This window comes from Micromonospora sicca (genome assembly GCF_003172935.1).
In the GTDB taxonomy this organism is placed as follows: domain Bacteria; phylum Actinomycetota; class Actinomycetes; order Mycobacteriales; family Micromonosporaceae; genus Micromonospora; species Micromonospora sicca.
On the sequence record NZ_QGKS01000504.1, the window covers coordinates 1 to 25,679 of the forward strand.

At 73.2% G+C, this 25,679-nt stretch carries 24 protein-coding genes and 1 pseudogene; 13 read left to right on the forward strand and 12 right to left on the reverse strand.

Annotation, left to right across the window (positions count from 1 at the left end):
* The 7 genes from DKT69_RS36335 to DKT69_RS36365 form a co-directional block, all read left to right on the forward strand.
* Positions 1-958: carbohydrate ABC transporter permease (locus DKT69_RS36335; RefSeq protein WP_368666298.1), on the forward strand; the 958-nt coding region annotated here is incomplete at its 5' end.
* Positions 955-1,770, forward strand: a complete 816-nt coding sequence (locus DKT69_RS36340) for a carbohydrate ABC transporter permease (RefSeq protein ID WP_109805875.1) — start codon at positions 955-957, stop codon at positions 1,768-1,770. The genes DKT69_RS36335 and DKT69_RS36340, both read left to right, overlap by 4 nt.
* Positions 1,771-1,777: 7 nt before the next feature.
* The gene (gene dgoD, locus DKT69_RS36345; RefSeq protein WP_109805876.1) at positions 1,778-2,926 is read left to right on the forward strand and encodes a galactonate dehydratase; all 1,149 of its coding nucleotides are present in this window, start codon (positions 1,778-1,780) and stop codon (positions 2,924-2,926) included.
* 2 nt (positions 2,927-2,928) lie between these two features.
* Positions 2,929-3,552, forward strand: a complete 624-nt coding sequence (locus DKT69_RS36350; RefSeq protein ID WP_236648673.1) for a bifunctional 4-hydroxy-2-oxoglutarate aldolase/2-dehydro-3-deoxy-phosphogluconate aldolase — start codon at positions 2,929-2,931, stop codon at positions 3,550-3,552.
* The gene (locus DKT69_RS36355) at positions 3,549-4,502 is read left to right on the forward strand and encodes a sugar kinase (protein WP_109805878.1); all 954 of its coding nucleotides are present in this window, start codon (positions 3,549-3,551) and stop codon (positions 4,500-4,502) included. Before DKT69_RS36350 ends, DKT69_RS36355 begins: the two co-directional genes overlap by 4 nt.
* 24 nt (positions 4,503-4,526) lie before the next feature.
* Positions 4,527-5,756 carry a D-mannonate dehydratase ManD gene (gene manD / locus DKT69_RS36360; protein ID WP_109805879.1) on the forward strand — a complete coding sequence of 410 codons (1,230 nt, stop codon included), beginning with the start codon at positions 4,527-4,529 and terminating at the stop codon, positions 5,754-5,756.
* Positions 5,746-6,291 (forward strand): gluconokinase, encoded by a 546-nt coding sequence (locus DKT69_RS36365; RefSeq protein ID WP_109805880.1) that lies wholly within the window; start codon positions 5,746-5,748, stop codon positions 6,289-6,291. Before manD ends, DKT69_RS36365 begins: the two co-directional genes overlap by 11 nt.
* Positions 6,292-6,347: 56 nt before the next feature.
* On the opposite strand, the gene DKT69_RS36370 is transcribed toward DKT69_RS36365, so the two are convergent.
* From DKT69_RS36370 to DKT69_RS39315, 3 genes are all read right to left on the reverse strand, one after another.
* Positions 6,348-6,767 (reverse strand): YchJ family protein, encoded by a 420-nt coding sequence (locus DKT69_RS36370; RefSeq protein WP_109805906.1) that lies wholly within the window; start codon positions 6,765-6,767, stop codon positions 6,348-6,350.
* Positions 6,768-6,789: 22 nt separating this feature from the next.
* Complete coding sequence (locus DKT69_RS36375; protein ID WP_146231315.1) at positions 6,790-7,410, reverse strand: histone H1; 621 nt, start codon at positions 7,408-7,410, stop codon at positions 6,790-6,792.
* Between the two features lie 204 nt (positions 7,411-7,614).
* Positions 7,615-7,788: a hypothetical protein gene (locus tag DKT69_RS39315; protein WP_201750042.1), complete on the reverse strand. Its 174-nt coding sequence runs from the start codon at positions 7,786-7,788 to the stop codon at positions 7,615-7,617.
* A gap of 451 nt (positions 7,789-8,239) precedes the next feature.
* Here DKT69_RS39315 and DKT69_RS36380 point away from each other — a divergent pair, with 451 nt between their 5' ends.
* Positions 8,240-8,857, forward strand: a complete 618-nt coding sequence (locus DKT69_RS36380) for a mycothiol-dependent nitroreductase Rv2466c family protein (RefSeq protein WP_109805881.1) — start codon at positions 8,240-8,242, stop codon at positions 8,855-8,857.
* A gap of 50 nt (positions 8,858-8,907) precedes the next feature.
* Here DKT69_RS36380 and DKT69_RS36385 read toward each other — a convergent pair whose 3' ends face one another.
* The 4 genes from DKT69_RS36385 to DKT69_RS36405 form a co-directional block, all read right to left on the reverse strand.
* Positions 8,908-9,675, reverse strand: a complete 768-nt coding sequence (locus tag DKT69_RS36385; protein WP_109805882.1) for an SGNH/GDSL hydrolase family protein — start codon at positions 9,673-9,675, stop codon at positions 8,908-8,910.
* Positions 9,676-9,833: 158 nt separating this feature from the next.
* The gene (locus tag DKT69_RS36395) at positions 9,834-10,946 is read right to left on the reverse strand and encodes a magnesium and cobalt transport protein CorA (protein ID WP_109805883.1); all 1,113 of its coding nucleotides are present in this window, start codon (positions 10,944-10,946) and stop codon (positions 9,834-9,836) included.
* A gap of 61 nt (positions 10,947-11,007) precedes the next feature.
* Complete coding sequence (locus tag DKT69_RS36400) at positions 11,008-11,628, reverse strand: class F sortase (RefSeq protein WP_375373568.1); 621 nt, start codon at positions 11,626-11,628, stop codon at positions 11,008-11,010.
* Between the two features lie 120 nt (positions 11,629-11,748).
* On the reverse strand, positions 11,749-12,237 hold the full coding sequence (locus tag DKT69_RS36405; RefSeq protein ID WP_109805884.1) for a hypothetical protein: 489 nt from the start codon (positions 12,235-12,237) through the stop codon (positions 11,749-11,751).
* A gap of 614 nt (positions 12,238-12,851) precedes the next feature.
* On the opposite strand from DKT69_RS36405, the gene aceB reads away from it, so the two are divergent.
* Genes aceB through DKT69_RS36430 form a run of 5 tightly spaced genes read left to right on the forward strand, consistent with a single transcriptional unit; the run spans position 12,852 to position 20,580 of the window.
* Positions 12,852-14,435, forward strand: a complete 1,584-nt coding sequence (gene aceB / locus DKT69_RS36410) for a malate synthase A (protein ID WP_109805885.1) — start codon at positions 12,852-12,854, stop codon at positions 14,433-14,435.
* Between the two features lie 25 nt (positions 14,436-14,460).
* On the forward strand, positions 14,461-15,933 hold the full coding sequence (locus DKT69_RS36415) for an FAD-linked oxidase C-terminal domain-containing protein (RefSeq protein ID WP_109805886.1): 1,473 nt from the start codon (positions 14,461-14,463) through the stop codon (positions 15,931-15,933).
* The gene (locus tag DKT69_RS36420) at positions 15,933-17,267 is read left to right on the forward strand and encodes an FAD-binding oxidoreductase (RefSeq protein ID WP_236648688.1); all 1,335 of its coding nucleotides are present in this window, start codon (positions 15,933-15,935) and stop codon (positions 17,265-17,267) included. The genes DKT69_RS36415 and DKT69_RS36420 overlap by 1 nt, the downstream gene beginning before the upstream one ends.
* The gene (locus tag DKT69_RS36425; protein WP_109805887.1) at positions 17,267-18,670 is read left to right on the forward strand and encodes a (Fe-S)-binding protein; all 1,404 of its coding nucleotides are present in this window, start codon (positions 17,267-17,269) and stop codon (positions 18,668-18,670) included. The genes DKT69_RS36420 and DKT69_RS36425 overlap by 1 nt, the downstream gene beginning before the upstream one ends.
* Positions 18,671-18,702: 32 nt before the next feature.
* A complete protein-coding gene (locus DKT69_RS36430; RefSeq protein WP_109805888.1) occupies positions 18,703-20,580 on the forward strand; it encodes an L-lactate permease in 1,878 nt (625 codons plus the stop codon).
* Positions 20,581-20,637: 57 nt separating this feature from the next.
* Here the strand turns inward: DKT69_RS36430 and DKT69_RS36435 are convergent.
* The 5 genes and pseudogenes from DKT69_RS36435 to DKT69_RS36455 form a co-directional block, all read right to left on the reverse strand.
* Positions 20,638-20,739 (reverse strand): annotated as a pseudogene (locus DKT69_RS36435) (DNA-binding response regulator); the annotation flags it as partial.
* Between the two features lie 62 nt (positions 20,740-20,801).
* Complete coding sequence (locus tag DKT69_RS36440) at positions 20,802-23,189, reverse strand: low temperature requirement protein A (RefSeq protein ID WP_161558020.1); 2,388 nt, start codon at positions 23,187-23,189, stop codon at positions 20,802-20,804.
* Between the two features lie 57 nt (positions 23,190-23,246).
* Positions 23,247-24,296, reverse strand: coding sequence for an L-dopachrome tautomerase-related protein (locus tag DKT69_RS36445; RefSeq protein ID WP_109805890.1), 1,050 nt, complete (start codon positions 24,294-24,296; stop codon positions 23,247-23,249).
* Between the two features lie 197 nt (positions 24,297-24,493).
* Positions 24,494-24,988, reverse strand: coding sequence for an SRPBCC domain-containing protein (locus DKT69_RS36450; RefSeq protein WP_201750044.1), 495 nt, complete (start codon positions 24,986-24,988; stop codon positions 24,494-24,496).
* Positions 24,989-25,298: 310 nt separating this feature from the next.
* Positions 25,299-25,673, reverse strand: a complete 375-nt coding sequence (locus DKT69_RS36455; RefSeq protein ID WP_109805891.1) for a hypothetical protein — start codon at positions 25,671-25,673, stop codon at positions 25,299-25,301.
* Positions 25,674-25,679: the final 6 nt, after the last annotated feature.

Sequence of the window (25,679 nt, forward strand, 5' to 3'; positions counted from 1 at the left end):
CGGAGATCCCATGGCAACAGTCACCACCCCCGCCCGAGCGACCGGCGGCGCCTCGGAAACGCCCGACACGCCCGGCTGGGCGCGCTGGGCCAACGAGCACCGCAAGTGGCTCTTCGCCGCGCCGGCGATGATCTTCGTCGCCGCGCTGATCGTCTTCCCGCTCGCCTGGACCGGCTACCTCAGCCTCACCGACGCCGAGGGCTCCGTCCGCGCCGAGAGCGAGTTCGTCGGCTTCCGCAACTACCTCGACGTGCTGTCGGACACCGAGCGGTTCTGGCCCGCCGTCGGGCGGACCGCCACGTTCACCGTCGTCGCGCTGCTCTTCGAGGTCGTGCTCGGCATGGCGGTCGCGCTGCTGCTGTGGCGGCCGTTCAAGGGGCAGAAGTGGGTCCGGGTGGCCATCCTGATGCCGCTGGTCGCCACCCCGGTCGCCGTCGGCATGATGTGGCGGCTCATCTTCGACCCCAACATCGGCCTGGCCAACCAGGTGCTCGGCTGGGTCGGCATCGGACCGCAGCCGTGGCTCGCCGGCCAGCACTCCGCGCTGCCCACCACCATCTTCATCGACGTCTGGCAGTGGACGCCGATGGTGGTGCTGATCCTGCTCGCCGGGCTCACCTCGCTCTCCGACGAGCCGCAGGAGGCGGCCCGGATCGACGGTGCCAGCACCTGGCAGCGCTTCCGGCACGTCACCCTGCCGCTGCTGATGCCCACGGTGATCGTGGCGATCCTGCTGCGCGGCATCGACGCGCTGAAGACCTTCGACATCCTCTACGCCACCAAGGGTCGCGGCGGCGGTTCCTTCCACGAGGTGGAGACGCTCAACGTGTACGCCTACGGCCTCAGCTTCGACTACAACGAGTACGGCGTCTCCTCGACCGTCCTCATCATCTTCTTCCTGATCATCATCGGGTCGATGTGGGCGCTGACCGCCCGCCGCAAGGAGGCGCACCGATGAAGCCCCGTCCCGCGTACCGGGTGTTCCGGGTGGTGGCGCTCGCCGTCGTGGTGCTGTCGCTGCTCGCGCCGCTGCTCTGGATGGTCGCCGCGTCGTTCAAGACCAATGTCGACATCTACGACACCGGCAAGGCGCTGGTCTTCTCGCCCACCACGGACAACTACGTCACCGTGCTCAAGCAGGCGAACTACGTCCAGTTCATCGGCAACAGCCTGTGGGTGGCCTTCGCCGCGACGGTGGCGTCGCTGCTCCTGGGCGTGCCGGCCGCGTACTCGATGAGCCGGTTCAACATGCGCAAGTCCGCGCTGGTGGTGCTGATGGCCCGGGTCATCCCGGGCGTCTCGCTGCTGGTGCCCTGGTACTACGTCTTCTCCAACCTGAAGATGGTCGGCGGCTTCGGCGTGCTGATCCTCAGCCACATGTTCGTGTCGCTGCCGCTGGTCGTCTACATCATGATGGGCTACTTCGACGGCCTGCCGGAGGAGCTGGAGGAGGCGGCGCTGGTCGACGGGCTGACCCACATCGGCGCGTTCCGGCGGATCACGCTGCCGCTGTCGGTGCCCGGCATCGCCACCGCCGGCATCCTGTCGTTCATCTTCTCCTGGAACAACTTCATGTTCGCCCTGGTGCTCTCCGGCGCCGACACCAAGACCCTGCCCGTGGCGATCTTCGACTTCGTCGGCTACGCCAGCATCGACTGGGGCGGGCTGATGGCCGCCGCCACCGTGGTCACCCTGCCGATCATGCTGATCGCCCTGTTCGTGCAGAAGTACGTGGTCTCCGGGCTCACCGCCGGCGCGACGAAGGGCTGAACAGACCATGACGACAATCGCGCGCATCGAGACCTTCCTCGTCGCACCCCGGTGGCTCTTCGTCCGCGTCGAGACCTCCGCCGGGATCGTCGGCTGGGGCGAGGCCACCTGCGAGGGGCGTTCCGAGACCGTCCGCACCGCCGTCGAGCAGCTCAGCGAGCTGCTGATCGGCCGGGACGCGCTGCGGATCGAGGACCACTGGCAGGTCATGACGAAGGCCTCGTTCTACCGGGGCGGCCCGATCCTGGCCAGCGCCGTGTCCGGCCTCGACCAGGCCCTCTGGGACATCGCCGGCAAGCACTTCGGCGCCCCCGTGCACCAGCTGCTCGGCGGCCCGGTCCGGGACCGGATCCGGGTGTACGGCTGGGTCGGCGGCGACGAGCCGAGCGAGGTCCGCGACCACATCGCCGCCCAGGTCGAGGCGGGACTGACCGCGGTCAAGATGAACGCCTCCGGCCGGATGAGCCCGATCGCCTCGGTGGCCGAGCTCGACGGGGTGGTCGCCCGGGTGGCCGCCGCCCGCGAGGTGCTCGGCGACGACCGGGACGTCGCCGTCGACTTCCACGGCCGGTTCACCCTGGCCAACGCCCGCCGGGTGGCGCCGCTGCTGGAGCCGTACCGGCCGCTGTTCCTGGAGGAGCCGGTCGTCCCGGAGAACTCCCACCTGATCGGCGACTTCGTCCGGTCGACCACCACGCCGGTGTCCACGGGGGAGCGGCTCTACAGCCGCCAGGAGTTCCTGCCCGTCCTCCAGGCCGGCATCGCGGTCGCCCAGCCGGACCTCTCGCACGCCGGCGGCATCACCGAGGTGCGCAAGATCGCCGCACTGGCCGAGGTGTACGACGTCCAGCTCGCCCCGCACTGCCCGCTCGGGCCGATCGCCCTCGCGGCCTGCCTGCAGGTCGGCTTCGCCACGCCGAACTACCTGATCCAGGAACAGAGCATCGGCATCCACTACAACCTCGGCGCCGAGGTGCTCGACTACTGCCTCGACAAGACCCCGCTGACCTTCGTCGACGGGTACGTCGAGCGGCTCACCGCGCCCGGTCTGGGCATCGAGATCGACGAGCAGGCGGTGCGGTCGGCGGACAAGCGCGGTCACGCCTGGCGCAGCCCGATGTTCCGACACCTCGACGGCTCCTACGCGGAATGGTGATCATGACCCTCGACCTCACCGCCGAACTCGCCGCCACCCGCCTGTTGGCGGTCATCCGCGGCACCGACACCGCCGCCGCCGTCGCCACCGGCACCGCCCTGCTCGCCGAGGGCGTCCGGGTGGTGGAGGTGGCGCTGACCACGCCGGGCGCGCTCGACGCCATCGAGGCGATCCGGGCGGCGGCCCCGGCCGGCTCGCTGGTCGGCGCCGGCACGGTGCTCACCCCGGCCGCCGTCGCCGACGTGGCCGCCGCCGGGGCGCAGTTCGTGGTCACCCCGGCCGTGGTCGACTCGATCCCCGAGGCGGTCCGCCGGGGGCTGCCGGTCGCCGCCGGGGCGCTCACCCCGACGGAGGCGTACGCCGCCGTCCGGGCCGGGGCCGCCGCCGTCAAGCTCTTCCCGGCGTCGGTCGGCGGGCCGGCGTACCTGAAGGCGCTGCGCGACCCGTTCCCGGACATCCCGTTCGTCGCGGTCGGCGGGGTGGGTCTCGCCGAGCTGCCCGGCTACCTCGCCGCCGGCGCGATCGCCGTCGGCGTCGGCGGCCCGCTGGTCGGCGACGCCGCCTCCGGCGGCGACCTCGACGCGCTGCGGGAGCGGGCCCGGGCCTACGTCGCCGCCACGTCATGACCGCCGTCGACCTGCTCACCTTCGGCGAGGCGCTGGTGTCGCTGCGGTCCGCCGGGCCCCTCGCGGCCGGTGGCGCCCTGACCATGCACCTCGCCGGGGCCGAGTCCAACGTGGCGATCGGCCTGGCCCGGCTCGGCCACCGGGCCGCCTGGGCCGGCCGGGTCAGCGACGACGAGCTCGGCGGGTACGTGCTGCGCCAACTGCGCGCCGAGGGGGTGGGTGTCGACCACGTCACCCGGGACCCGGAGCGCCCGGCCGGGCTGATGTTCCTGGAACGGCGTACCGCCGACCTGACCCGGGTGCGCTACCACCGGGCCGGCTCGGCCGGCTCCGCCCTGGGCGTCGAGGACCTGCGCCCGGCCCTCGCGGCCGGCACCCGGGTGCTGCACCTGACCGGCATCACCCCGGCGCTGTCCGACAGCGCCCGCGAGGCCACCCGCTGGGCGGCCGAGACCGCGTCCCGGGCCGGGGCGCTGGTCTGCCTCGACGTCAACCACCGGGCGAGGCTGTGGCGCCGGGACGACGCCCGCGTCGTGCTCACCCCCCTCGCCGGGCACGCCTCGGTCGTGGTCGCCTCCGCCGACGAGCTGGACCTCGTCGGCGAACCGGGCGCGGCCGAGGAGACCGTGGTGGCCGGTCTGCTGGCCCGGGGCGTGGCGACCGTGCTGGTCAAGCTCGGCGGCGACGGCGCCCGCGCGTACACCGCCGACGGGGTCCGGCACGCCGCGGCGTTGCCGGTCACCGCGGTGGACACCGTCGGCGCGGGTGACGCGTTCACCGCCGGCTACCTCTCCGGGCACCTCGACGGGCTCGACCTGGCCGGACGGCTGCGCCGCGCCGTCACCCTCGGCGCCTTCGTCGTCGCCGGGCACGGCGACTGGGAGGCCCTGCCGCGCCGCGACGAACTGTCCCTCCTGGACGACCTGCAGCCCGGCAGCACCCTTCGCTGAGCATCACCCGAGAAAGGCACCTGCGTGAAGATCATCGCGGCGGACGTCATCGTCTCCAGCCCCGACCGCAACTTCGTCACCCTCAAGATAACCACCGACGAGGGGCTCACCGGCCTGGGCGACGGCACCCTCAACGGGCGGGAGCTGTCGGTCGCCTCCTACCTGGCCGACCACGTCGTGCCCCTGCTGATCGGGCGGGACCCGCACCACATCGAGGACACCTGGCAGTTCCTCTACCGCTCGGCGTACTGGCGGCGGGGACCGGTCACCATGGCCGCCATCGCGGCCGTCGACGTCGCGCTGTGGGACATCAAGGCCAAGGCCGCCGGCATGCCGCTCTACCAGCTGCTCGGCGGCGCGTCGCGGACCGGGATCATGGCGTACGGGCACGCCTCCGGGCGGGACCTGCCGGAGCTGTTCGACTCGATCCGCCGGCACCTCGACCTCGGCTACCGCTCGATCCGGGTGCAGACGTCGGTGCCCGGCATCAACGCCGTCTACGGTGTCGCCGCCCAGCCGGGCGTCGACGGCAAGCGGTACGACTACGAGCCGGCCCAGCGCACCCCGCTGCCCGCCGAGGAGGACTGGGACACCCGCGCGTACCTGCGCCACCTGCCCGAGGTCTTCGAGGCGGTCCGCAACGAGTTCGGCCCCGAGCTGCCGCTGCTGCACGACGGGCACCACCGGATGACCCCCATCCAGGCCGCCAGGCTCGGCAAGGCCCTCGAGCCGTACGACCTGTTCTGGCTGGAGGACTGCACCCCGGCGGAGAACCAGGAGGCGCTGCGCCTCGTCCGCCAGCACACCACCACGCCGCTGGCCATCGGCGAGGTCTTCAACACCGTGTGGGACTACCAGACGCTGATCCGGGAACAGCTCATCGACTACGTCCGGTCCGCCGTCACCCACACCGGGGGCATCACGGCCATGCGGAAGCTGCTCGACTTCGCCGCCCAGTACCAGATCAAGTCCGGCATCCACGGCCCGACCGACATCTCCCCGGTGGGCATGGCCGCCGCGCTCCACCTGGACCTGGCCATCCACAACTTCGGCATCCAGGAGTACATGCAGCACGGCGCGCTGACCAACGAGGTGTTCCGGCAGTCGTTCACGTTCACCGACGGCTACCTGCACCCGGGAGAGCAGCCCGGTCTCGGCGTCGAACTCGACGAGCAGGCCGCGGCGCGGTTCCCGTACGTGCCGGCGTACCTGCCGTTCAACCGGCTCAAGGACGGCACCGTCCATGACTGGTGACCGACCGCTCACCCGGCACGTCGTGGTGATGGGGGTGTCCGGGGCGGGCAAGACCACCGTGGCCCGGGGGATCAGCGAGCTGACCGGGCTCCGGTTCGCCGAAGCGGACGAGTTCCACTCCGAGGCCAACGTGGCGCGGATGCGGTCCGGCGTACCGCTGGACGACGCCGACCGCTGGCCGTGGCTGCGCGACCTCGCCGCGTGGATGGCCACCCGGCACGCCGAAGGCGTGTCCACGGTGCTGGCCTGCTCGGCGCTGAAGCGGTCCTACCGGGACGTGCTGCGGCAGGGGCCGCCGAACGTGGAGTTCGTCCACCTGGCCGGGGCGGCGGAGCTGATCCGGGACCGGATGAGCCGCCGCGCCGACCACTACATGCCGGCCAGCCTGCTCGACTCGCAGCGGGCGATCCTGGAGCCGCTGGCGCCGGAGGAGGCCGGTGTCGTGCTGGACGTGGCGCTGGTGCCGGACGAGCTGGCTGCCGCGGCCGTCGCCCGGCTCGGGCTGCCCGCCGGGATCCCGGTAAGCGGGCGATAGCACCGCCGGCCCGGGCGTTCGTCCGGGCCGGCGGTCCTCACCCGGGCCGGCGGTCCTCACCCGGGCAGGGCGCCCAGGTAGACCCAGCGGCCGTCCTCGCGGACGAAGCGGCTGCGCTCGTCCAGCATGCCCGGACGCCCCGCCTCCCGGTAGTGGGCCCGGAACTCGACCGTGCCCTCGGAGTCGAACAGGCCGCCCCGGTCGGTGCCGAGGATCTCCAGCCTGGTCCAGCGCTGCCCCGGGTCGAGCCGCAGCCGCGCCGGTCGGGTGGCGGAGTGCCAACTGCGTACCAGGTAGTCGACGTCGCCGACGGCGAAGGCGCTGAACCGGGAACGCATCAGCGCCTCGGCGGTCGCCGCCGTCGACTCGCCCCGGTGCACCGGGGCACAGCAGTCGGCGTAGGGGACCCCGGAGCCGCACGGGCAGGCTCCGGTCGTCTGGTCGGCCGCGCTTCGGCGGGCACCGCGTTTCGCCACGTGGTCATTCTCGCCGAGGGGCTCAGCGCGGCGGGCGACCAGCCCCGCCAACCGGCCCGCGGCTCGGCCGGCGGGCCGTGTTCCGCCTGCCGGACGACTCCATGGTCGTCGTCTTCTTCGCCGGCGCCCGGGTTTCCGCGGTGACCCGGGCCAGCGCCGCCGCCGTCGCCTTCCTGGCCGGCGCCTTCTTCGCCGCGACCCTCGTGGCCGGCGCCTTATTCGTGGCCTTCTTGGCGGGCGCCTTCTTCGCCATGGCCTTCTTGGCCGGCGCCTTCTTGGCCGGCGCCTTCTTGGCCGGCGCCTTCTTGGCGGGCGCCTTCTTCGCGGCGGCCTTCGTCGTGGGCGCCGTCTTCGCGGCGGCCTTCTTGGCCGGTGCCTTCTTCGCGGCGGTCGCCTTCGCGGTCGGCCGCCGGGCGGGCGCCGCCGTCGCGGCGACTGCCTTCTTCCGGGCCACCCGGGCCGTCGTCGGGGTGGGCTTCTCGCCCGGGGTCTTGGCCGCGCTCGTCCCGGTGGCCCGTTTCGTGGCGGCCGCGACCTTCTTCGCCGCCGCCGCCCGCTTCGGCGGTGCCTTGCGGGCCCCCGTGGCCTTCCGCGCGCTGGTGGGCCTGGTGGCCGTCCGGGTGCCCCTCGCCGCGTCCGCCATCGTCGCTCCTCCTCGGGGATCTGCCCCGACCCCGGTCGGCAGTGCCGCCGACGGGCAGGGCGCTGGCCAGCCTCGTCGGACCGGCCCCGGCGGGCTGCTGTCTTCCCTCGTCCCTGACCCCCAAACTTGCGCGCGGAGGAGCCCTCACCCGGCCCGCGGTACGCGCGGTGCCCCGCTATGCCACCGGGACCGGCGGCATCGCCCTTACGGCGACGGCGTCTCGGCAAGGTCGGCGGGATCGAGGTGCAGCGTCGCGAGCAGGCCCGCGTGCTTGTTGAGGTCGACCTCGTCGGGCAGCTCCCGCCTGATCCAGTCGGCCCGGACGTGCTGGCCGCGGGCCCGTAGCACGTCGATGATCCGGTGCCTGGCGATCTTCATGGTTGCTCCCTGGTGAGGCCGTTGCGGAGATCCCCGGCCGCGGCCTGATATCGGTCGGGGAAGTGGCGCCGCGCGCGCGGCGGACCACAGGTGCGGAGCGTGGAACCGGGTCCCAGGCGCGGACCTGGCGCCGGCAGCCCGGCGATGGGCGGGGACGCCTCGGTCAGGTCGGCGACGGTGGTCCGGCGGGACGCGGTACGGACATGACGTCCCCTGGGTGGATCCGGCGTGGCGGCCACCTCGAAAGTGGGATGTCGTCGATTCCGGGATGGTCCCACCCTACGCCCCGCCAGTCCGGCGGCGGCGCGCGACGGTCAGCGGGGCGGAGCAGGCCCTGATCGGCCTGCCCGTGCCGATTGGCTCAAGAATCAGCGTCCCGATCGGCTCTCACGGTGGGCCGATCCGTGGCCTACCGTCGTCTCGTAACCGCTCAGGAGGGACCGAGACGACGATGACGAACGCCGACATGTGGTTCGACCCGCGCTGCCCGTGGGCCTGGAACGCCTCCCGCTGGCTGCTGGAGGTGGAGCGCGTCCGGGAGGTACGGCTCCGCTTCCACGTGCTCAGCCTCACCGTGCTCAACGACGGCCGGGACGGCCTCGACGAGTGGTACCGCGAGTGGCTCAGGCCCGGCCTCGGCCCGGTGCGGGTGGCGATCGCCGCCGAGCAGAAGTTCGGCAACGAGGTGCTGCGCGATCTCTACACCGCGCTGGGCAACCGGATCCACCACGACCGCGCCCCGATCGGTCGCGACCTGTACGTCGCGGCGCTGGCCGAGGTGGGCCTCCCGGTCGAACTGGCCGACGCGGCCGACTCCACCGAGCACGACGAGGCGCTGCTGGCCAGCCACCGCGCCGGGCTGGAGCCGGTCGGCGAGGACCTGGGCACCCCCGCCATCCACGTCACCGACGACGCCGGTCGGCGCAACGCCTTCTTCGGGCCGGTGGTCGCGCCGATCCCACGCGGGGAGGACGCCGGGCGGCTCTGGGACGGCGTGCTGCTCGTCGCCGGCACCGACGGCTTCTTCGAGCTGAAGCGGGCGCGTACCCGCCGGCCGATCGAGCACTGAGCGCTGCCCGATCGACTCCGGCCACCGCCCGGACCGGGCGCCGCCCGGCATCACCACTCGACCGGCAGCGGCACCGGGCGCTTGGCCACCCGGTCGTCCCCCGAGGACCGGCCGCGCAGGTGCCGGGCCAGCCACGGCAGCAGGTGCCGCCGGGTCCACGCCAGCTCGGCCCGGACCACCTCGTGGCGGGGCCGGCGGACGGCCGCCGGCAGCGGGTGCGACCAGGAGTCGTCGTACCCGGGCAGGCCGGCGGTGTGCGCCAACGCGGCGGCGATCCGTTCGTGCCCGGCGCTGTTGGCGTGCAGCCGGTCGTCGCTCCACAGGCGCGGGTCCGAGGCCACCGGGTGCGCCCCCAGGTCCAGCAGGGTGGCGCCGGTCTCGGTGGTGACCGCCCGGACCGCCGCGTTGAACGCCGCCACCCGGCCGCGCAGCGGTCGGGCCAGCGGCATCACCGGCGCCGGATCGGGCAGGGTGAAGGTGAGCACGGTGGCCCCCTGGCCGACCAGGGCCCGCTGCATCGCGCCGACGTCCTCGGCGATCCGGTCGGCGTCGAACGCCGGCCGGAGCACGTCGTTCATCCCGGCCACCACGGTCGCCAGGTCCGGCGCCAGCTCCAGCGCCACCGGCAGCTGCTCCGCCCGGATCCGCGCGGTGGTCCGGCCGCGGATGGCCAGGTTGGCGTACTCGAGGCCGCCCTGCGCGCGGGCCACCGCCAGGGCGAACCGGTCCGCCCAGCCCCGGTAGCCGCCGTTGCCGTCCGGGTCGTCCAGCCCCTCGGTGGTGCTGTCGCCGATCGCCACGTACCGCTGCCACAACATGGCCGCCAGCTTAGGACCGTCCCTCGCCCGGGCTCAGCGGCCTGGTCGACGGCGAGCGTCACCTGCCCGGCGATCCACCGCTGGACCTGGTGTCGCCGCTGCTGTTCCGGTGTGCCGAGAACAGCCTTGACAAGCCCTGACGCTGAGGCGGGAGAGGTTCAGAGCCAGCCGGAGCGGCGGAACAACCGGTACAGGGTGACCGCGGCCAGGGCCATCAGCAGCAGGGCCGCCGCGTAGCCGTACCGCCAGCCCAGCTCGGGCATGTGAGCGAAGTTCATGCCGTAGATCCCGGCCACCGCGGTCTGGGTGGCGGCAATCGCCGCCCAGGCGGCGATCTTGCGCATGTCGTTGTTCTGGTCGACGGCGAGCTGCGCGAGGCGGGACTGCAGGATCGAGTTGAGCAGGTCGTCGTACCCGCCGATCCGGTCGACCGCCCGGGTCAGCCGCGCCTCCACGTCGACGAACCAGCGCTGCAATGCCGGCGGCGGCCCGCCGTCGCGCCGCTCGACCAGGTCCCGCAGGGGCGCCTGCAACGGCAGCACCGCCCGTTTGAACTCCACCACCTCGCGCTTGAGCTGGTAGATGTGCTGGATGTCGGCGCTGCCGTCGCGGGCGAAGACGCTCTCCTCGACGCGTTCCAGGTCCCGTTCCAGGTGCCCGGAGACCTCCAGGTAGAGCTCCACCATCCGGGCGCAGACCGCGTACGCCACCGCCCACGGTCCCTCGGCCAGCACACCCGCACGGCGCTGGATGTCCTCCCGGACCGGGGCGAGGGCGCCGGCCGCGCCGTGCCGGACGGTGATCACGAAGCGGTCGCCGAGGAAGACCATCACGTCCCCGGTGTCGATCACCTCGGAGGTGTCAGTCAGTTCGGTGTGCTCGACGTAACCGGCGGTGCGCAGCACCAGCAGGGTGACGTCGCCGTGCCGCTGGACGGTGGGGCGGTGCCCGTCGGCGAGGGCCTGCGCCACGCTGAGCTCGTCCAGCCCGAAGGTGCGGCCGACCGCCGCCATCACCGCCGCCCCCGGCTCGTGCAGGCCCAACCAGACGAAGGAGCGCCGGGTGCGCCGGCTGCGCGCGTACGCGTCGGCGTAGTGTGGGCGCCCCGGCTCCCGCTTTCCGTTGACGTAGACGGCGCAGTCCACCACGGCGTCGGGGTTGGACCGTCGGGCGGCCGGCGTGGCCGCCGCGTCGGCCGGGCGGCCGAGCAACCGACCGAGCAGGGCGGGAAGCCGGGGGCCCCGCCGGGTCCGTACCGCCGACCGGTCCACCGCGCACCTCCGCCCCGCCGGGAACTGACGGCCTACCGTACGGCACGTGCCGTCGGTGCGGTCAGTGCGTGGCCGTGGCGAAGACGACGATGTTGTCGGGGTAGCTGCCGGTGCGGGGGTTGAACCGGCCGCCGCAGGTGATCAGCCGCAGCCGGGCCGCGGAGTCGCCGCCGTACACCCGCTCGGTGGGGAAGCGCTCCTTCGGGTACGCCCCCACACCGTCCACGGTGAACGTCGCCTGCCGGCCGTCGGCCCGGGCGACCTGGATGAGGTCGCCGGGCTGGAGCCGGCCGAGGTCGAAGAAGACGGCCGGACCGGTCTGCGAGTCGACGTGCCCGACCAGGACGGCGTTGCCGGCCTCGCCCGGGGTTGGACCGCGGCGGTACCAGCCGGCCACCTCCGGATGGTCCAGCGGCGGCACCTCCAGGGCGCCGTCGTCGTCGGTGGCGACCGGGACGATCTCCGCCCGGACGCCGATGCGGGGGATGGCGATCCGGACCGGTTCGGACCGGGGAAGCACCGGCCCGGGCGAGCTGGACCGTTCGGAGGTCGGGGCGGCCGAGGCTCCGGGCTGCGGCGGCCGGTTCGCGGTGGTGCCGAGGCCGGCGGCGACCAGGCCGGCCCCGGTCGCGCCGGTCAGCGTGACCGCCGCGACCACCGCGGCGGTGCGAGCCCGCGACAAGCCGCGCTCGGGGTTGCGCTGGGGCGACAGGTTCCCACCTCCGTCCGACGTGGGCGTGGTGCCCGCGCCGGTCACGCCGGCGCGGGCACCCTCGCACAAGGGATGGTGTGTGGCGGCGTCTCAGGCGACGACGGAGGCGCGGCGCCGGCGGCGCAGCAGCACGTACGTCCCGCCGGCGACTGCCCCGGCGGCGAGCGCACCGCCCGCGACGAGGACGCCGGCGTCCGGTCCCTGGCCGCCGCCGCCGGCCGGCGCGCCGCCGATCGGGGTGACGGTGAACTGGGCGGAGCCGCCGCTGCTGCCGTCGCCGCAGGTCGTGGTGACCGTGTACGTCCCGAGGGTGAACCCGGCGGTGAAGAGTTCGGCGCTCAGGCCGCCGCCCGCCGCCGCGGTCGTGGACCGGACGTTCTCGTCCCGGTTCGGTCCGGTGACGCGGAAGATCGCGTCACCCACGTTCGGGTTGCAGGTCGTGGTGAGCACGACGGTCCCGCCGACCGGGGTGGTCGCTGGTGAGACGGTGGTGGTTTGCGCGAGCGCGGCGGCCGGGAGCAGGAGTGCGCCGAGGCCCACGCCGACCGCCGCCGATCCGAGAATTCTCTGTGCCTTCATCCGCGTCTTCCCTCACTTTTCGTCCGCTGTCTGCGTGGGACGTCGTTCGGGTGGCCAACTCCGTGACTAGCACCGGTGTGGCCAACACTAGGAGGGTTGGGTTGCCCGTCCGGCGTAAATGAGAAATCTTCGTTGCCGTCACGTGTTCCCCCTCCCGCCGGGGAGCGGCGGAAATGCCCACCCAGGACGGCCGTAACGCCCTGGAGCTCTGGTTCCTCCTGGGCCGTCCGTGGCGATCTGCGCCCCGCGGGCTCGTCGCGGCCGTGTGCCCGGTGCGACCGCTCCTGTCCTCGATGTCGGAAACCCGGACGCGGGTCCGGTGACACCGGTGCCGCCGATTTCGCCGGCCGGCGCCCGAGGGTCAGCCCGCGCGACCGACCGGCGGGCGACAGTGGCCGGTGCCGGCGCCGACCCGGGGGCGCCGTACGTCCAGAATGGAGGGTCAAAGGTGCCGGGCAGCCGCTCGCCGCCCGGAAGGCACCGTTCGCCGCACCGGGCCGACCGCTCCCGGTGGCTGTGCCGTCACTCAGGTCGCGGCCCCGACCAGCGAGAACTACAGTCGGCAGGAGCACACCGGATAGATCGCGACACATGTCACGGTGAGGAGCGAGCCGATGACCAGTCCGGCCGGCGTCGAGGTCACGGGACCGATGCACCCCCGGTACGACGAGATCCTCACCCCGGAGGCGTTGGCCTTCCTCGCCGATCTGCACCGCGCCTTCGACGCGCGCCGCCGGGACCTGCTCGACCGCCGGCGGCGGCGCGAGGCCGAACTGGCCGACGGCGCGCTGCTGGACTTCCTGCCCGAGACGCGGGAGATCCGCGAGGCGGACTGGCGGGTCGCCGAACCGGCGCCCGGCCTGGTCGACCGCCGCGTCGAGATCACCGGCCCCACCGACGCGAAGATGACCATCAACGCGTTGAACTCCGGCGCGAAGGTGTGGCTCGCCGACCACGAGGACGCCAACACCCCACTCTGGCAGAACGTCGTCTCCGGTCAGCTCAACCTGCGCGACGCCATCGACCGCAAGCTCGACTTCACCTCCCCCGAGGGCAAGCAGTACGCGCTGCACGACGGCGAACTGGCCACCATCGTGGTACGCCCGCGCGGCTGGCACCTCACCGAGAAGCACATCCTGGTCGACGGTGAGCGCACCTCCGGCAGCCTGGTCGACTTCGGGCTGTACTTCTTCCACTGCGCCCGCCGGCAGCTCGACCGGGGCGCCGGGCCCTACTTCTACCTGCCGAAGATGGAAAGCCACCTCGAGGCCCGACTGTGGAACGACGTGTTCCTGGCCGCCCAGGAACGGCTCGGCATCCCGCGCGGCACCATCCGGGCCACCGTGCTGATCGAGACCTTCCCGGCCGCCTTCGAGATGGACGAGATCCTCTACGAGCTGCGCGAGCACTCCGCCGGGCTGAACGCCGGCCGGTGGGACTACATGTTCAGCGTGATCAAGAAGTTCCGCACCCGGGGCAGGGACTTCCTGCTGCCGGACCGGAACGCGGTGACGATGACGGTGCCGTTCATGCGCGCGTACATCGAGCTGCTGGTGCGGACCTGCCACCGGCGCGGCGCGCACGCCATCGGCGGGATGGCCGCGTTCATTCCCAGCCGGCGCGACCCGCAGGTCAACGAGATCGCCCTGACCAAGGTCCGCGACGACAAGACCCGCGAGGCCAACGACGGGTTCGACGGCTCCTGGGTGGCCCACCCCGACCTGGTGCCGGTCTGCCGGCAGGTCTTCGACCAGGTCCTCGGCGACCGGCCGAACCAGCTCGACCGCGCCCGCGAGGAGGTGCGGGTCAGCGCCGCCGAGCTGCTCGACGTCCGGTCCACCCCCGGGCAGCACACCGAGGCCGGGCTGCGCAACGCGGTCAGCGTCGGCGTGCAGTACCTGGCCGCCTGGCTGCGGGGCACCGGCGCGGTGGCCATCTTCAACCTGATGGAGGACGCCGCCACCGCGGAGATCTCCCGCAGCCAGGTGTGGCAGTGGCTGCACAACGACGTCACCCTCGACGACACCGGCGAGCGGGTCAGCCGGGAGCTGGTCGAGCGGATCGCCGACGAGGAGATCGGCAAGCTCCCCGGCGACCCGGGCGACTACGCCGAAGCCCGCGCGCTGTTCATGGAGGTCGCCGTCGCCGACGACTTCGCCGACTTCCTCACCGTGCCCGCGTACGAGCGGATGCCCTGACCGACAACCGACGCGGAGGTGGGCGATGAGCACGACCACGACGGACCTGACCGCCCTCGCCGCCGCGCTGCGGGCCGCCGTCGGCGCCGACCGGGTGCTCAGCGACCGGCAGGAGCTGCGCACCTACGAGTGCGACGGGCTGGCCCAGTACAAGGTGGTGCCGGCCCTCGTCGCGCTGCCCGCCGACGCCGCGCAGTGCGCCGCGGTGGTCCGGGCCTGCGTCGCCGCCGGCGCGCCGTTCGTGGCCCGCGGCTCCGGCACCGGGCTCTCCGGAGGTGCGCTGCCGCACGCCGACGGGGTCCTGATCGTCACCTCGCAGATGCGGGACATCCTGGAGGTCGCGCCCTCCGACGAGCGGGCCGTGGTGCAGCCGGGCGTGATCAACCTCGCGGTGAGCCGGGCCGCGAACCCGCACGGCTGGTACTACGCGCCCGACCCGTCCAGCCAGCAGATCTGCTCGATCGGCGGCAACGTGGCGGAGAACTCGGGCGGCGCGCACTGCCTCAAGTACGGCTTCACCACCAACCACGTCACCGGCGTCGAGCTGGTCACCCCCGACGGCGACCGGGTACGCCTCGGCGGCCGCGCCCCCGACGCCCCCGGCTACGACCTGCTCGGCGCGTTCGTCGGCTCGGAGGGCACCCTCGGCATCGCCACCGAGGTGACCGTCCGGCTGACCCGGCTGCCCGAGTCGGTGCGGACGCTGCTCGCCGCCTTCGACAGCACCGACCAGGCCGGCGCGGCGACGTCGGCCATCATCGCGGCCGGGGTGGTGCCGGCGGCGGTGGAGATGATGGACGCACTCGCCATCTCCGCCGCCGAGGCGGCCGTGCACTGTGGCTACCCGCCCGGCGCCGGGGCGGTGCTCATCGTCGAGCTGGACGGGCCGGAGCCGGAGGTGGCCGCCCAGTTCGACCAGGTCGAGCGGCTCTGCCGGGACAACCGGGCGTTCGAGATCCGGATCGCCGCCGACGACGTCGAGCGGGCGCTGTTCTGGAAGGGCCGCAAGTCCGCGTTCGCCGCCGTCGGCCGGATCAGCCCCGACTACATCGTCCAGGACGGGGTGATCCCGCGGACCGCCCTGCCCGAGGTGCTGCGCCGCATCGGTGAGCTCTCCGCCGAACGCGGCATCCGGGTCGCCAACGTCTTCCACGCCGGCGACGGCAACCTCCACCCCCTGGTGCTCTTCGACGCCGCGGTCGAGGGGCAGACCGAACGCGCCGAGGAGGTCTCCGGGGCGATCCTCGACCTCTGCGTCCGGCACGGCGGCTCGATCACCGGCGAGCACGGCGTCGGCATGGACAAGGCGAAGTACATGCCGCGGATGTTCACCGCCGACGACCTGGACACCATGCAACTGCTGCGCTGCGCGTTCGACCCGGCCGGGCTGGCCAACCCGGGCAAGGTGTTCCCGACGCCGCGGCTCTGCGGCGAGGTCCCCGGCCGGCGCAAAGGGGTCCACCCCGCGCAGGAGGCCGGCCTGGCGGAGGTGTTCTGATGCCCGCCGACGCGATCCTCGACCGCCTCCGTGCGGCCGCCGACGGAACGACCACGACCGATGGTCGGCACACCGACGGCCTGCCGTCGCAGGCCGCGGCCGGCCGGACCGACAACCCGGACGGCCCCGAGCCGGTCCGGCCCGCCGGTGAGCAGGACGCGATCGCAGGGGTGCCGGCCCGCTACGTCGCCATGCCCCGGGACACCGCCCAGGCCGCTGCCTTGCTGCGCGCGGCCGCCGCCCTCGACCTGGCCGTGACGTTCCGCGGCGGCGGGACGAAACAGGATTGGGCAAGCCCGCCGCGCCGCCTCGACCTGATCGTCGACACCACCGCGCTGGCGGGGGTGGTCGAGCACGCCGCCGGTGACCTGATCACCGTGGTCCGGGCCGGCACCGGCCTCGACGCGCTCGCCGCCGCGCTGGCCGCGGCGGGCCAGCAACTCGCCCTGGACGCGCCGCTGCCCGGCGGCACCGTCGGCGGGGCGGTCGCCACCAACGCCAGCGGCCCCCGCCGGATGCTCTACGGCACCGCGCGCGACCTGCTCATCGGGGTCACCCTGGTCCGCGCCGACGGGGTGGTCGCGCACGCCGGCGGCAAGGTGGTCAAGAACGTCGCCGGCTACGACCTGGGCAAGCTGGTCACCGGCGCGTACGGCACATTGGGGCTGGTAACCGAGTGCGCGTTCCGGCTGCACCCGCTGCCGGCCGCCGCCGCGTACGTCACCCGGCGGGTCGACGACGCGGCCGAGGCGGGCCGGCTGGCCGGCACGGTACGCGCCGCGCAGCTCGTGCCCGCCGCGCTGGAGGTGGACGCGCCGGCCGGCGGGGGAGCGGCGGTGACGGTGCTGCTGGAGGGCACCCCGGCCGGGGTGGCCGCCCGGGTCGAGGCCGCCGCGCGGCTGCTCGGCACCGACGCCACCGCCGCCGACCAGGCCCCCGAGGGCTGGGGCCGGTACCCGTGGCGGGACGGCGACACCGGGCTGAAGCTGACCGCGGCGCTCTCCGGCGTACCGCGGCTGCTGGCCGACGCCCGCGCGGCGGCCGACCGGCACGGCGTGCCGCTCGCGCTGCGCGGCTCGGCCGGCGTCGGTGTCCTGCACGCCGGAGTGCCCGGCACGGCCGAACCGGAACGGGTCGCCGGCCTGGTCGACGCGCTGCGGGCGGCGACCGCCGCCGTCGCCGGGCACGCCGTGGTGCTCACCGCGCCCCCGACCGTGCGGGACCGGGTCGACCTGTGGGGGCCGGTCGACGGGCTGGCGCTGATGCGCCGGGTCAAGCAGCGGTTCGACCCCGACGCCCGACTCGCGCCCGGCCGATTCGTCGGAGGGATCTGATGACCATTCCCCAGCAGCCCGGCGAGCGTCCGGTCACCTCGCCCGGCGGCACCTTCCCGGCCACCGGGCCGCGCGACGTGCTCGGCCTGGCCGCCCAGCCGCCCGACGGGGGCGCCTTCGACGCGCACCACCCGCCCGCCGCCGAACTGATCTCCGACTGCGTGCACTGCGGTTTCTGCCTGCCCACCTGCCCCACCTACGTGCTGTGGGGCGAGGAGATGGACTCGCCCCGCGGGCGGATCTACCTGATGAAGGAGGGCCTGGAGGGCGAGCCGCTGTCCGACTCAATGGTCACCCACTTCGACCGCTGCCTCGGCTGCATGTCCTGCGTGACCGCCTGCCCCTCCGGGGTGCGCTACGACCGGCTCATCGAGGACACCCGGCAGCAGGTCGAACGCCGGCACCGCCGGGGGCCGCGGGAGCGGGCGCTGCGCGCGGCGATCTTCGCCCTCTTCCCGTACCCGCGGCGACTGCGGCTGCTGCGCGGGCCGCTGCGCGCGTACCAGGCCAGCGGGCTGCGCCGCCTGGTCGCGCGGACCGGGCTGCTGCCCCGGCTGGCGCCCACCCTGGCGGCGCTGGAGTCGCTCGCGCCCCGCCTCGGCAGCCCCGCCCGCCTCCCGGCGCGGATGCCGGCGGTCGGGCCGCGCCGGGCCGTGGTCGGCATGCTCACCGGCTGCGTGCAGTCCGCGTTCTTCCCGGAGGTCAACGCGGCCACCGCCCGGGTGCTCGCCGCCGAGGGCTGCGACGTGGTGATCCTGCCCGACCGGCAGGGCTGCTGCGGCGCGCTGAGCGTGCACAACGGACGCGAGGAGGAGGCGCGCCGCTTCGCCCGCCGGACCCTGGACGCGTTCGCCGCCGCCGGCGTCGACTTCTTCGTGGTCAACGCGGCCGGCTGCGGCTCGACCCTGAAGGAGTACGGCGACCTGCTGCGCGACGACGCCCGCTACGCCGCGCTCGCCGCCGACTTCGCCGGCAAGGTGCGCGACCTGTCCGAGCTCCTCGACGAACTGGGCCCGGTCGCCACCCGGCACCCGCTGCCGGTGACCGTCGCGTACCACGACGCCTGCCACCTCGCCCACGCCCAGGGCGTCCGCGCCCAGCCCCGCCGGCTGCTGCGCGACATCCCCGGGCTGGAGCTGCGGGAGATCGCCGACCCGGAGATCTGCTGCGGCTCCGCCGGGATCTGGAACGTGCTCCACCCCGGGCCGGCCGCCGAACTCGGCGACCGCAAGGCCCGGACCGTACTGGCCACCGGGGCGCGGCTGCTCGTCACCGCCAACCCCGGCTGCCTCATGCAGGTCGCCGCCTCGGTGACCCGCGCCGGCGGCGACATCGCCCTGGCTCACACCGCCCAGGTCCTCGACGCCTCCCTCCGCGCCCGCCCGGTGGAGGAGCTGCTGTAGGACCCACCCCTTTTCACGTGTCGAGGTGACTCATGTTCGAACAGTTCACAGTCGTCACCGATCCCGTCGGTGACTCCGTCGCGCTCTCGGCCATCTTCGCGGTCCTGCCCCTGCTCACCCTGTTCGTCCTGCTCGGCGTGCTGAAGGTCAGGGCCTGGCTGGCCGGCGTGATCTCCCTCGCGGTCGCGCTGGTGGTGGCGATCGCCGTCTACGCTATGCCGGTCGGGCAGGCCGTGCTGTCGGCCACCGAGGGCGCGGCCTTCGGCTTCTTCCCGATCCTGTGGATCGTCATCAACGCGATCTGGGTCTACAACCTCACCGTCGAGAGCGGACACTTCGACGTGCTGCGCCGCTCGTTCGAACGGGTCAGCCCGGACATGCGGATCCAGGCGATCATCATCGCGTTCTGCTTCGGCGCGCTGCTGGAGGCCCTCGCCGGCTTCGGCACCCCGGTCGCGATCACCGTGGTGATGCTGATGGCGCTCGGCTTCCGCCCGATCCACGCCGCGTCGGTGTCGCTGTTGGCCAACACCGCGCCGGTGGCCTTCGGCGCGCTCGCCACCCCGATCGTCACCCTGGCCAGCGTCACCTCCGGGGTCAACGACGACTCCCGGCTCACCGTGGACACCCTCGGCGCGATGGTCGGCCGGCAGACCCCGATCCTCGCGGTGGTCGTACCGCTGATGCTGGTGGCCCTGGTCGACGGGCGGCGCGGCATCCGGCAGACCTGGCCGGCCGCGCTGGTCGCGGGTGTGACCTTCGGGCTGGCGCAGTTCGTCGCCGCGAACTACATCTCCGTGCCGCTGACCGACATCGTCGCCGCGCTGGTCTCGGCCGCCGCCGTGGTCCTGCTGGTCCGCGTCTGGCGCCCGGTCACCCCGGCCGACCTGGGTCGCGAGCCGGCGGCCGTGCCCGCCGCCAGGGGGCCCGTCGAGGCCGAGCTGGCCGGTCCCGGCACGGTCCGCGCCGCCGCGGTCAGCCGCTCCGGTACGACCACCGCCGCGCCCGCCCTGGATGGACCGGGTGGCGAAACCCCGCCGGGTGACCCCCGCATCGACGAGACCGCTCCCGCCGGCCGGCACCGCACCGGCGGCGACGACCTGGAGCCACGGCCCGCCGACCAGGCTCGCGCCGCCACGGCGGACGGCCGCCGGATCGCCGACACCCCGGCCGAGGTGGCCCGCGCCTACGCCCCCTACCTGATCATCATCGCGATCTTCTCCGTCGCCAACCTCGGGCCGGTCAAGGCGGCCCTGGCGAAGGAGCCGTGGACCGTGAAGTTCGACTGGCCCGGACTGGACATCCTGGGCGGCAACGGCAAGCCGCTGTCGTCGGCCACGTTCACCCTCAACTGGCTGCCCGCCGCCGGCACGCTGATGATCCTCGCCGGCATCCTCACCGCCCTGGTGCTGCGGGTCTCCGCCGGCCGGGCGCTGAGGGCGTACCGCCGCACCTACGTCGAACTGCGGTACGCGATCGTGACGGTGATGGCGGTGCTCGCCCTGGCGTACGTGATGAACCAGTCGGGGCAGACCAACACCCTCGGCGCGTTCCTCGCCGCGGCCGGCGGGGCGTTCGTCTTCCTCTCGGCGATCCTCGGCTGGATCGGGGTCGCGGTGACCGGCTCGGACACCTCGGCCAACGCGCTGTTCGGCGCGTTGCAGGTGCAGACCGCGGCGCGCGCCGGGCTGGACCCGGTGCTGCTGGCGGCGGCCAACTCCTCCGGCGGCGTGCTCGGCAAGATGATCAGCCCGCAGAACCTGGCGATCGCCGCCGCCGCGGTCGGGATGGCCGGCCGGGAGGGGGAGATCTTCCGCAAGGTGTTCGGCTGGAGCCTGCTCCTGCTGCTGCTCATGTGCGTGCTGGTCGCGTTGCAGGGCTCGCCGGTGCTCGACTGGATGGTGCCCTGACCTCGCTGGACAGGTCCGGCCGTCCCCTCGTGGGGACGGCCGGCGGACATCTCACGGTCACCGGGCCGGCGGCTCGGCCCGGACCAGACCCACCTCGTAGGCGAAGACCACCGCCTGGACCCGGTCGCGCAGGCCGAGCTTGGTGAGGACCGCCGCCACCCGGTGACGCCGGGCCGGCACTGCGCGGGTCCGCGGTCCTTGACAACCTGACCGACGGGTGCCTACCGGCTGCCGTGTCGTGCCTCGGTGGCAGGAAAGGGTGTGGTGGTGGCGAGTCCGATGCCGACCGCGGTGAGCAGGACCAGCGCCCCGAGACCGGGTAGGCGGGCCGTCGCCGGCGCGGTGAGCGCCACGAGCAGCACCCCGAGCATGCGCCGCCGGGACGTCCTGCCGTGGGCACGTTGCCAGATCAGCTGGTCGCCGAGGAGGTAGACGATCACCCCGCCGTACAGGGCGGTGTGTCCCCAGGGGTCCGGCGCCGCCGTCGGCCGGTACGCCAACTGAGCCAGGGCCGACTTCAGGCCGAAGGCGATCAGGATCAGTCCGGCGACGGGCAGCAGATGCAGGTAGGTGTAGGCGTCCCGGGCCAGGGCCGCCCGTAGGCTGTTCGGGACCTGCCGGAGGCGGCGGTCGAGGAGCTCGTCGGTGCCGACGTAGGTCCACCAGAGCGTGGCGAGCAGGGTGACGCTGAGCGTGATCGCGAGCAGGACGGCCGGGGAGATCGGCGCGCTCACGAGGGCGACCCCGGTGGAGCTGACCGCCTCACCGAACGCGATGAGGACCACAAGGTTGTACCGCTCCACCCAGTGGTCGAGCGAGCGGATCTGCCAGTTGCGTGGGCCGATCAGATAGCCGCCACCGAGGTCGATCGCCAGGGCAGCTCCCCACAGCACGGCGCTGATCGGCGTGACGGGGCTGCCCCGCGGTGGGAAGGTCAGCGTCGCGCACAGCAGCAGCGCCAGAGCTGCCCCGGCGGGTACGGCGGCCCGGGACAACTGGGCTCGTACCGTCGGATCCGCGCGGGCGGCGAGCCAGAACGAGGCGAAGTGCAGGATGCGGACAGCCGCGTAGCAGGTCACCACGATCAGCGGCCCGGGCAGCCCACCGGGTACGCGACTGAACGCCTGCGGGATGGCGATGCCGAGCACGAGGGTCAGCGCCGCCGCGACGAGCATGGTCACCCGCACGGAAATCGCGTCCCGGGACGTCGCGCTACCCAACCAGGCGTAGTAGCACCAGGACCACCACAGCAGGACCACGACGCCCAGTCCCTGGGCTGCCCCGGCCGCGGATGGCTGACGGCTCATCAGCACGGTGACCTGGATGAACGCATACACGATCAGCAGATCGAGGAAGAGCTCGTGCGGCCACACGCCCGACACCCGGGTCGCCGTGCCGGCGACGCTCCGGTGCAGCCTGCGGTGCCGCTGGCGAAAGATCGTGCGGTCGGCGACCACCATGGCGCAGACGGCGGCGGCGAGTATCGCCAACGACGCCACCGCCGGAACGCGCAGGGCCAGCGGCACCGAGGCGGTGAGCAGTGCGATACCGAGTATCAGGCTGCGCCCCGTCAGGTTGGTGCCGCGCCGTTCGAACGCCAGCAGTCCGAGCAGGTAGAGCGCAACTCCGCCGTAGAGGGCGAGGGCGCTGCCGGGGTCCCACTGATGGACGGTGCGCTCCTCCGTTGCGCTCAGCGCATGTTTGAGCCCGAGCGCGAGCAGGATGAGACCGCCGATCATCGGTAGATGCAGCATGGTGTAGGCGTCGCGACCCAACAATGACCTGGCGCCACCGGACAGGCGCTGCAGTGCCTGCTCGGCGGCGGGCTTGGCGAGGTCGAAGTAGGTCCACCACAACACGGCGACGACGACGATGCCCAGCACCGAGCCGATGATCACCGACCAGGTGATGGGTGGGTCACCGACCAGCCCGCGGCTGGTGCCGATCGAGATGATCGTCCCGCCGAGGGCGATGAGCACGATCAGGCTGTACCGCTCGGCCCAGTGGCCCGCGGACGTGAGCTGCCAGGTGCCTGCGCCCAGCGCCCACAAGCCGACGTAGTCGACGCCGACGGCCACGGCGAACAGCACCAGCTGGACGTGCACCACCGGCGTCCACGCAGGCAGGAGGAGGGGGAGGGACGCGGCGAACAGCAGCAGCGGCGCACTGACGAACAGCGGGAGCCAAGCGCGCCGAACGGGTGGACGCCTGCCGTCGACGTTCCACAGGGCGAACGTCGCGATCAACAGTGGCCCGAGGCGAGCCAGCAGAAACGCGACGACGAAAACCAGCGGGCCGGGTAGACCGTGCGGCCGGTCAGCAAACGCCTCGGGAAGGGTGACACCGACCACGAAGATGGACGCCGCCGCCACGAGGACAACCAGCGGCATGATGCCTCGATCGAGCCGGACCAGATTCCCGAGCGATGCGTACGACGCCCAGCACCGCCACAGCAGCAGCACCACCAGGCCCCCCTGAAGCAACCCGACGGGATGGAAATTCGCCGACATCAGCGCGGTGACGTTGAAGAAGGCGTAGACGAAGACCAGGTCCACGAAGAGTTCCAGCCGCGTCACACCGCCGGGGGCGAGCACGATCAGCCTGGACAATCCGGCGCGGGAACGCTCTCGGTGCGCTGGTATCACGGCACGACCGTCCGGCGTCGGTCAGGTGTGATCATTGGCCGGCGGGCTGGCATCGATCTTCAGCTTGTAGATCCAGACGGGGTAGTCGACCGCCTCGGCCCCACCGGCCAGTCCCGGGGTCCGGTTGAGCTGGGCGGCCGGGATCCACAGGTTTCCGGAACTGTCGATCCACATCGCGTCGCCCCAGATCAGGCGCGGGTCGGCGAGGAGGGTGTCGACCTGCCGGTCGGGCATGATGGTCAGGATCTGGCGGTGTTCCACGTCGCTGAGGTAGATGGTGCCGGCGGCGTCGATGGCGGTGCCGCCGGTGGTTGGGGTGTCCAGCCATGTCTCGACTCGTTCGGCCAGGGTGTCGTCGGGCACCGAGGGATCGTCGAGCCAGCGGGTTTCGATCCGGGCGAGCGGTCCGGATGCCGGCTGGAAGTAGAGATACCGCCCGTCGGGGGAGACCTCGAGCTGATCGGCGTGTACGCGTAGTTCGCTGCCGTCCTGACGGCGCAGGACTTGCCCGTCCGCGTGCATGGTGCGGCGGTCGATCGTGCTCGGGTGACCGTCGAGCACCCGGCGGGCCTGCCCGGTGGTCAGGTCGAGAACGATGAGCCCGGGTGCCCCGGCGTCGGTGAGGTAGGCAGTCTGATCGTTGAAACGTACGTCGTCGAGGTAGCTCGTCTGCCGCCGCGTCGCGCCGAGGTCGTAGCTGCGTGCGATCGTGTCGGTGGCGAGATCGATCGCGATCAGCCGTGCGCCGCCAGCGACGGCGGGCAGGCCGATGCCGGGAGCGCCGGCATCAACGATCCAGAGCCGCCCGTTGGGGCCTGTCCGAAGCGCGTTGACGCACACGAACGCCCCGGCCGGGTCGTGGTCGTCGCGCGCCTGGTTCCACCCCGCGTCCGGATAGGGGATGAGCCTGCCGTCGGGCATGGCTTCCGCGACCTGGAGGCCGGGACCGTCCGCGGACGGGAAGCTCACGAATACCCGCCCGTCCTCACTGGTTGTGACACCGGTCCAGACCCGGTCGGCGGACAGCACCGGCATGAGGCGGGAATCCTCTTGCTGGGGTAACACCACCACGCGTACTCCTCACGTCCGCGGGGCCGTCGCCCCATTCCCTCCTCGAGCACCACTCCGGTCTTCGCTCGAGTCGTCGGCGCGTGTGGGTGGTGCGGGCTACCCACCGTCCGACGCGACAAACCCGGCCGTCAGGCGGGAAGCTGCGAACAACGGCAGCGCGCCGAGTGCCGCGAACGACGCCGTCGAACCGACCAGCATCAGCAACCCCTTGACCCCCCGCCGCCGGCAGTCGTCAGCCGGCCGGGGGCCGCGGGGACCGGTTCCGGCAGCGGCTCGCCGGTCTCCAGCAGGGTCTTGAGGCTGGCGAGCAGCTCGGGCCAGCCGCCGCCGCCGTCGAGCTGACCGCTGATCGCCCGGTGCATCTCGCCCTCGGGGGAGAAGTCGTCGTGGGTCACGGTCAGCCGGACCGTGTCGCCGTGCGGCTCGAGGTCGAAGGTGACCTTGGAGCGGCGTTCGCCGAGCCGGGCGGCCAGCTCCTCGTCGGACCAGCCGAAATGCGCGGCGTGCTCGGGCGGGACGCCGTGCCAGCTGTAGGAGAGCCGGTGGTAGGGCTCGGCCGCCAGCACCCGCTGGCCGAGGTCCCTCGCCTCCGCGTCCGGCGCGTCCTGCCAGAGCAGGGGCGATCCGGGGCGCCAGTCGGAGACCAGCGTGACGCCGCTCCAGTAATGCCGGGTGAACTCCGGCTCGGTCAGCGCCCTCCAGAGCCGTTCCGGGGGTGGTCCTGATGTAGGCCGTGTAGGCGACCGTCGGGTTCTGCATGGGCTCGGACTTCAATGCTGTCTGCAGGTCGGCGAGGGCGCGCGCCCGCTCCCGGTCGTACCGGCCGAACCAGCGGTCGGCGACGGCGTTGATCGGGGCGGCGTTGAGGTGGTGCAGCTTCTCGCGGCCCCGCCGCGCGGCTCCAGCCCTTCGGGCGCTGAGAGCTAGCCTCCTAGGACGCCCTAGAGGTGGTGACGCCCCGCCACGGGAACGGAGACCTGTCGTCGGCCAGGAGGGACTTGGTCAGCGCTCGGGCACGGGCGCGTCGGTGTGGCCGTCGATCACCTGCCGGCCGGCCAGCGGTTGGTCGAGCCGGACGTGGATCCGCCATTCGACCGGCTCGTCCCCGCCCGACCAGCCCAGCCGGGGCGCTCGCACCGAGACGCGCACGACGACCGACGTGGCGTCCTCGGCGGTCGCCACCCGGGACACCACGTACGCCGGATCCCTGCGCAGGTGGGCCACGATCACCCGGGGATCGTCGGTGCGGTCGTACGCCTCGACGGAGATCTCCTCCTCGCCTGGGCGGAGCACGTCCCGGGCCACATGCGCCAAGCCGATCAGCAGGACCGCGCCCAGCAGGGCCGCGCCGGCACCCCGTCGCCGCCACCAGCTCATCGCATC

What these genes read in the sequence shown, in the direction of transcription:
- dgoD (WP_109805876.1), top strand. Translation starts at nt 1,778, where the DNA reads ATGACGACAATCGCGCGCATCGAGACCTTCCTCGTCGCACCCCGGTGG.
- DKT69_RS36430 (WP_109805888.1), top strand. Translation starts at nt 18,703, where the DNA reads ATGTTCGAACAGTTCACAGTCGTCACCGATCCCGTCGGTGACTCCGTC.
- DKT69_RS36365 (WP_109805880.1), top strand. Translation starts at nt 5,746, where the DNA reads ATGACTGGTGACCGACCGCTCACCCGGCACGTCGTGGTGATGGGGGTG.
- DKT69_RS36350 (WP_236648673.1), top strand. Translation starts at nt 2,929, where the DNA reads ATGACCCTCGACCTCACCGCCGAACTCGCCGCCACCCGCCTGTTGGCG.
- DKT69_RS36455 (WP_109805891.1), bottom strand. Translation starts at nt 25,673, where the DNA reads ATGAGCTGGTGGCGGCGACGGGGTGCCGGCGCGGCCCTGCTGGGCGCG.
- DKT69_RS36380 (WP_109805881.1), top strand. Translation starts at nt 8,240, where the DNA reads ATGACGAACGCCGACATGTGGTTCGACCCGCGCTGCCCGTGGGCCTGG.
- DKT69_RS36405 (WP_109805884.1), bottom strand. Translation starts at nt 12,237, where the DNA reads ATGAAGGCACAGAGAATTCTCGGATCGGCGGCGGTCGGCGTGGGCCTC.
- DKT69_RS36415 (WP_109805886.1), top strand. Translation starts at nt 14,461, where the DNA reads ATGAGCACGACCACGACGGACCTGACCGCCCTCGCCGCCGCGCTGCGG.
- DKT69_RS36420 (WP_236648688.1), top strand. Translation starts at nt 15,933, where the DNA reads ATGCCCGCCGACGCGATCCTCGACCGCCTCCGTGCGGCCGCCGACGGA.
- DKT69_RS36375 (WP_146231315.1), bottom strand. Translation starts at nt 7,410, where the DNA reads ATGGCGGACGCGGCGAGGGGCACCCGGACGGCCACCAGGCCCACCAGC.
- DKT69_RS36340 (WP_109805875.1), top strand. Translation starts at nt 955, where the DNA reads ATGAAGCCCCGTCCCGCGTACCGGGTGTTCCGGGTGGTGGCGCTCGCC.
- DKT69_RS39315 (WP_201750042.1), bottom strand. Translation starts at nt 7,788, where the DNA reads ATGAAGATCGCCAGGCACCGGATCATCGACGTGCTACGGGCCCGCGGC.
- DKT69_RS36355 (WP_109805878.1), top strand. Translation starts at nt 3,549, where the DNA reads ATGACCGCCGTCGACCTGCTCACCTTCGGCGAGGCGCTGGTGTCGCTG.
- aceB (WP_109805885.1), top strand. Translation starts at nt 12,852, where the DNA reads ATGACCAGTCCGGCCGGCGTCGAGGTCACGGGACCGATGCACCCCCGG.
- DKT69_RS36385 (WP_109805882.1), bottom strand. Translation starts at nt 9,675, where the DNA reads ATGTTGTGGCAGCGGTACGTGGCGATCGGCGACAGCACCACCGAGGGG.
- DKT69_RS36425 (WP_109805887.1), top strand. Translation starts at nt 17,267, where the DNA reads ATGACCATTCCCCAGCAGCCCGGCGAGCGTCCGGTCACCTCGCCCGGC.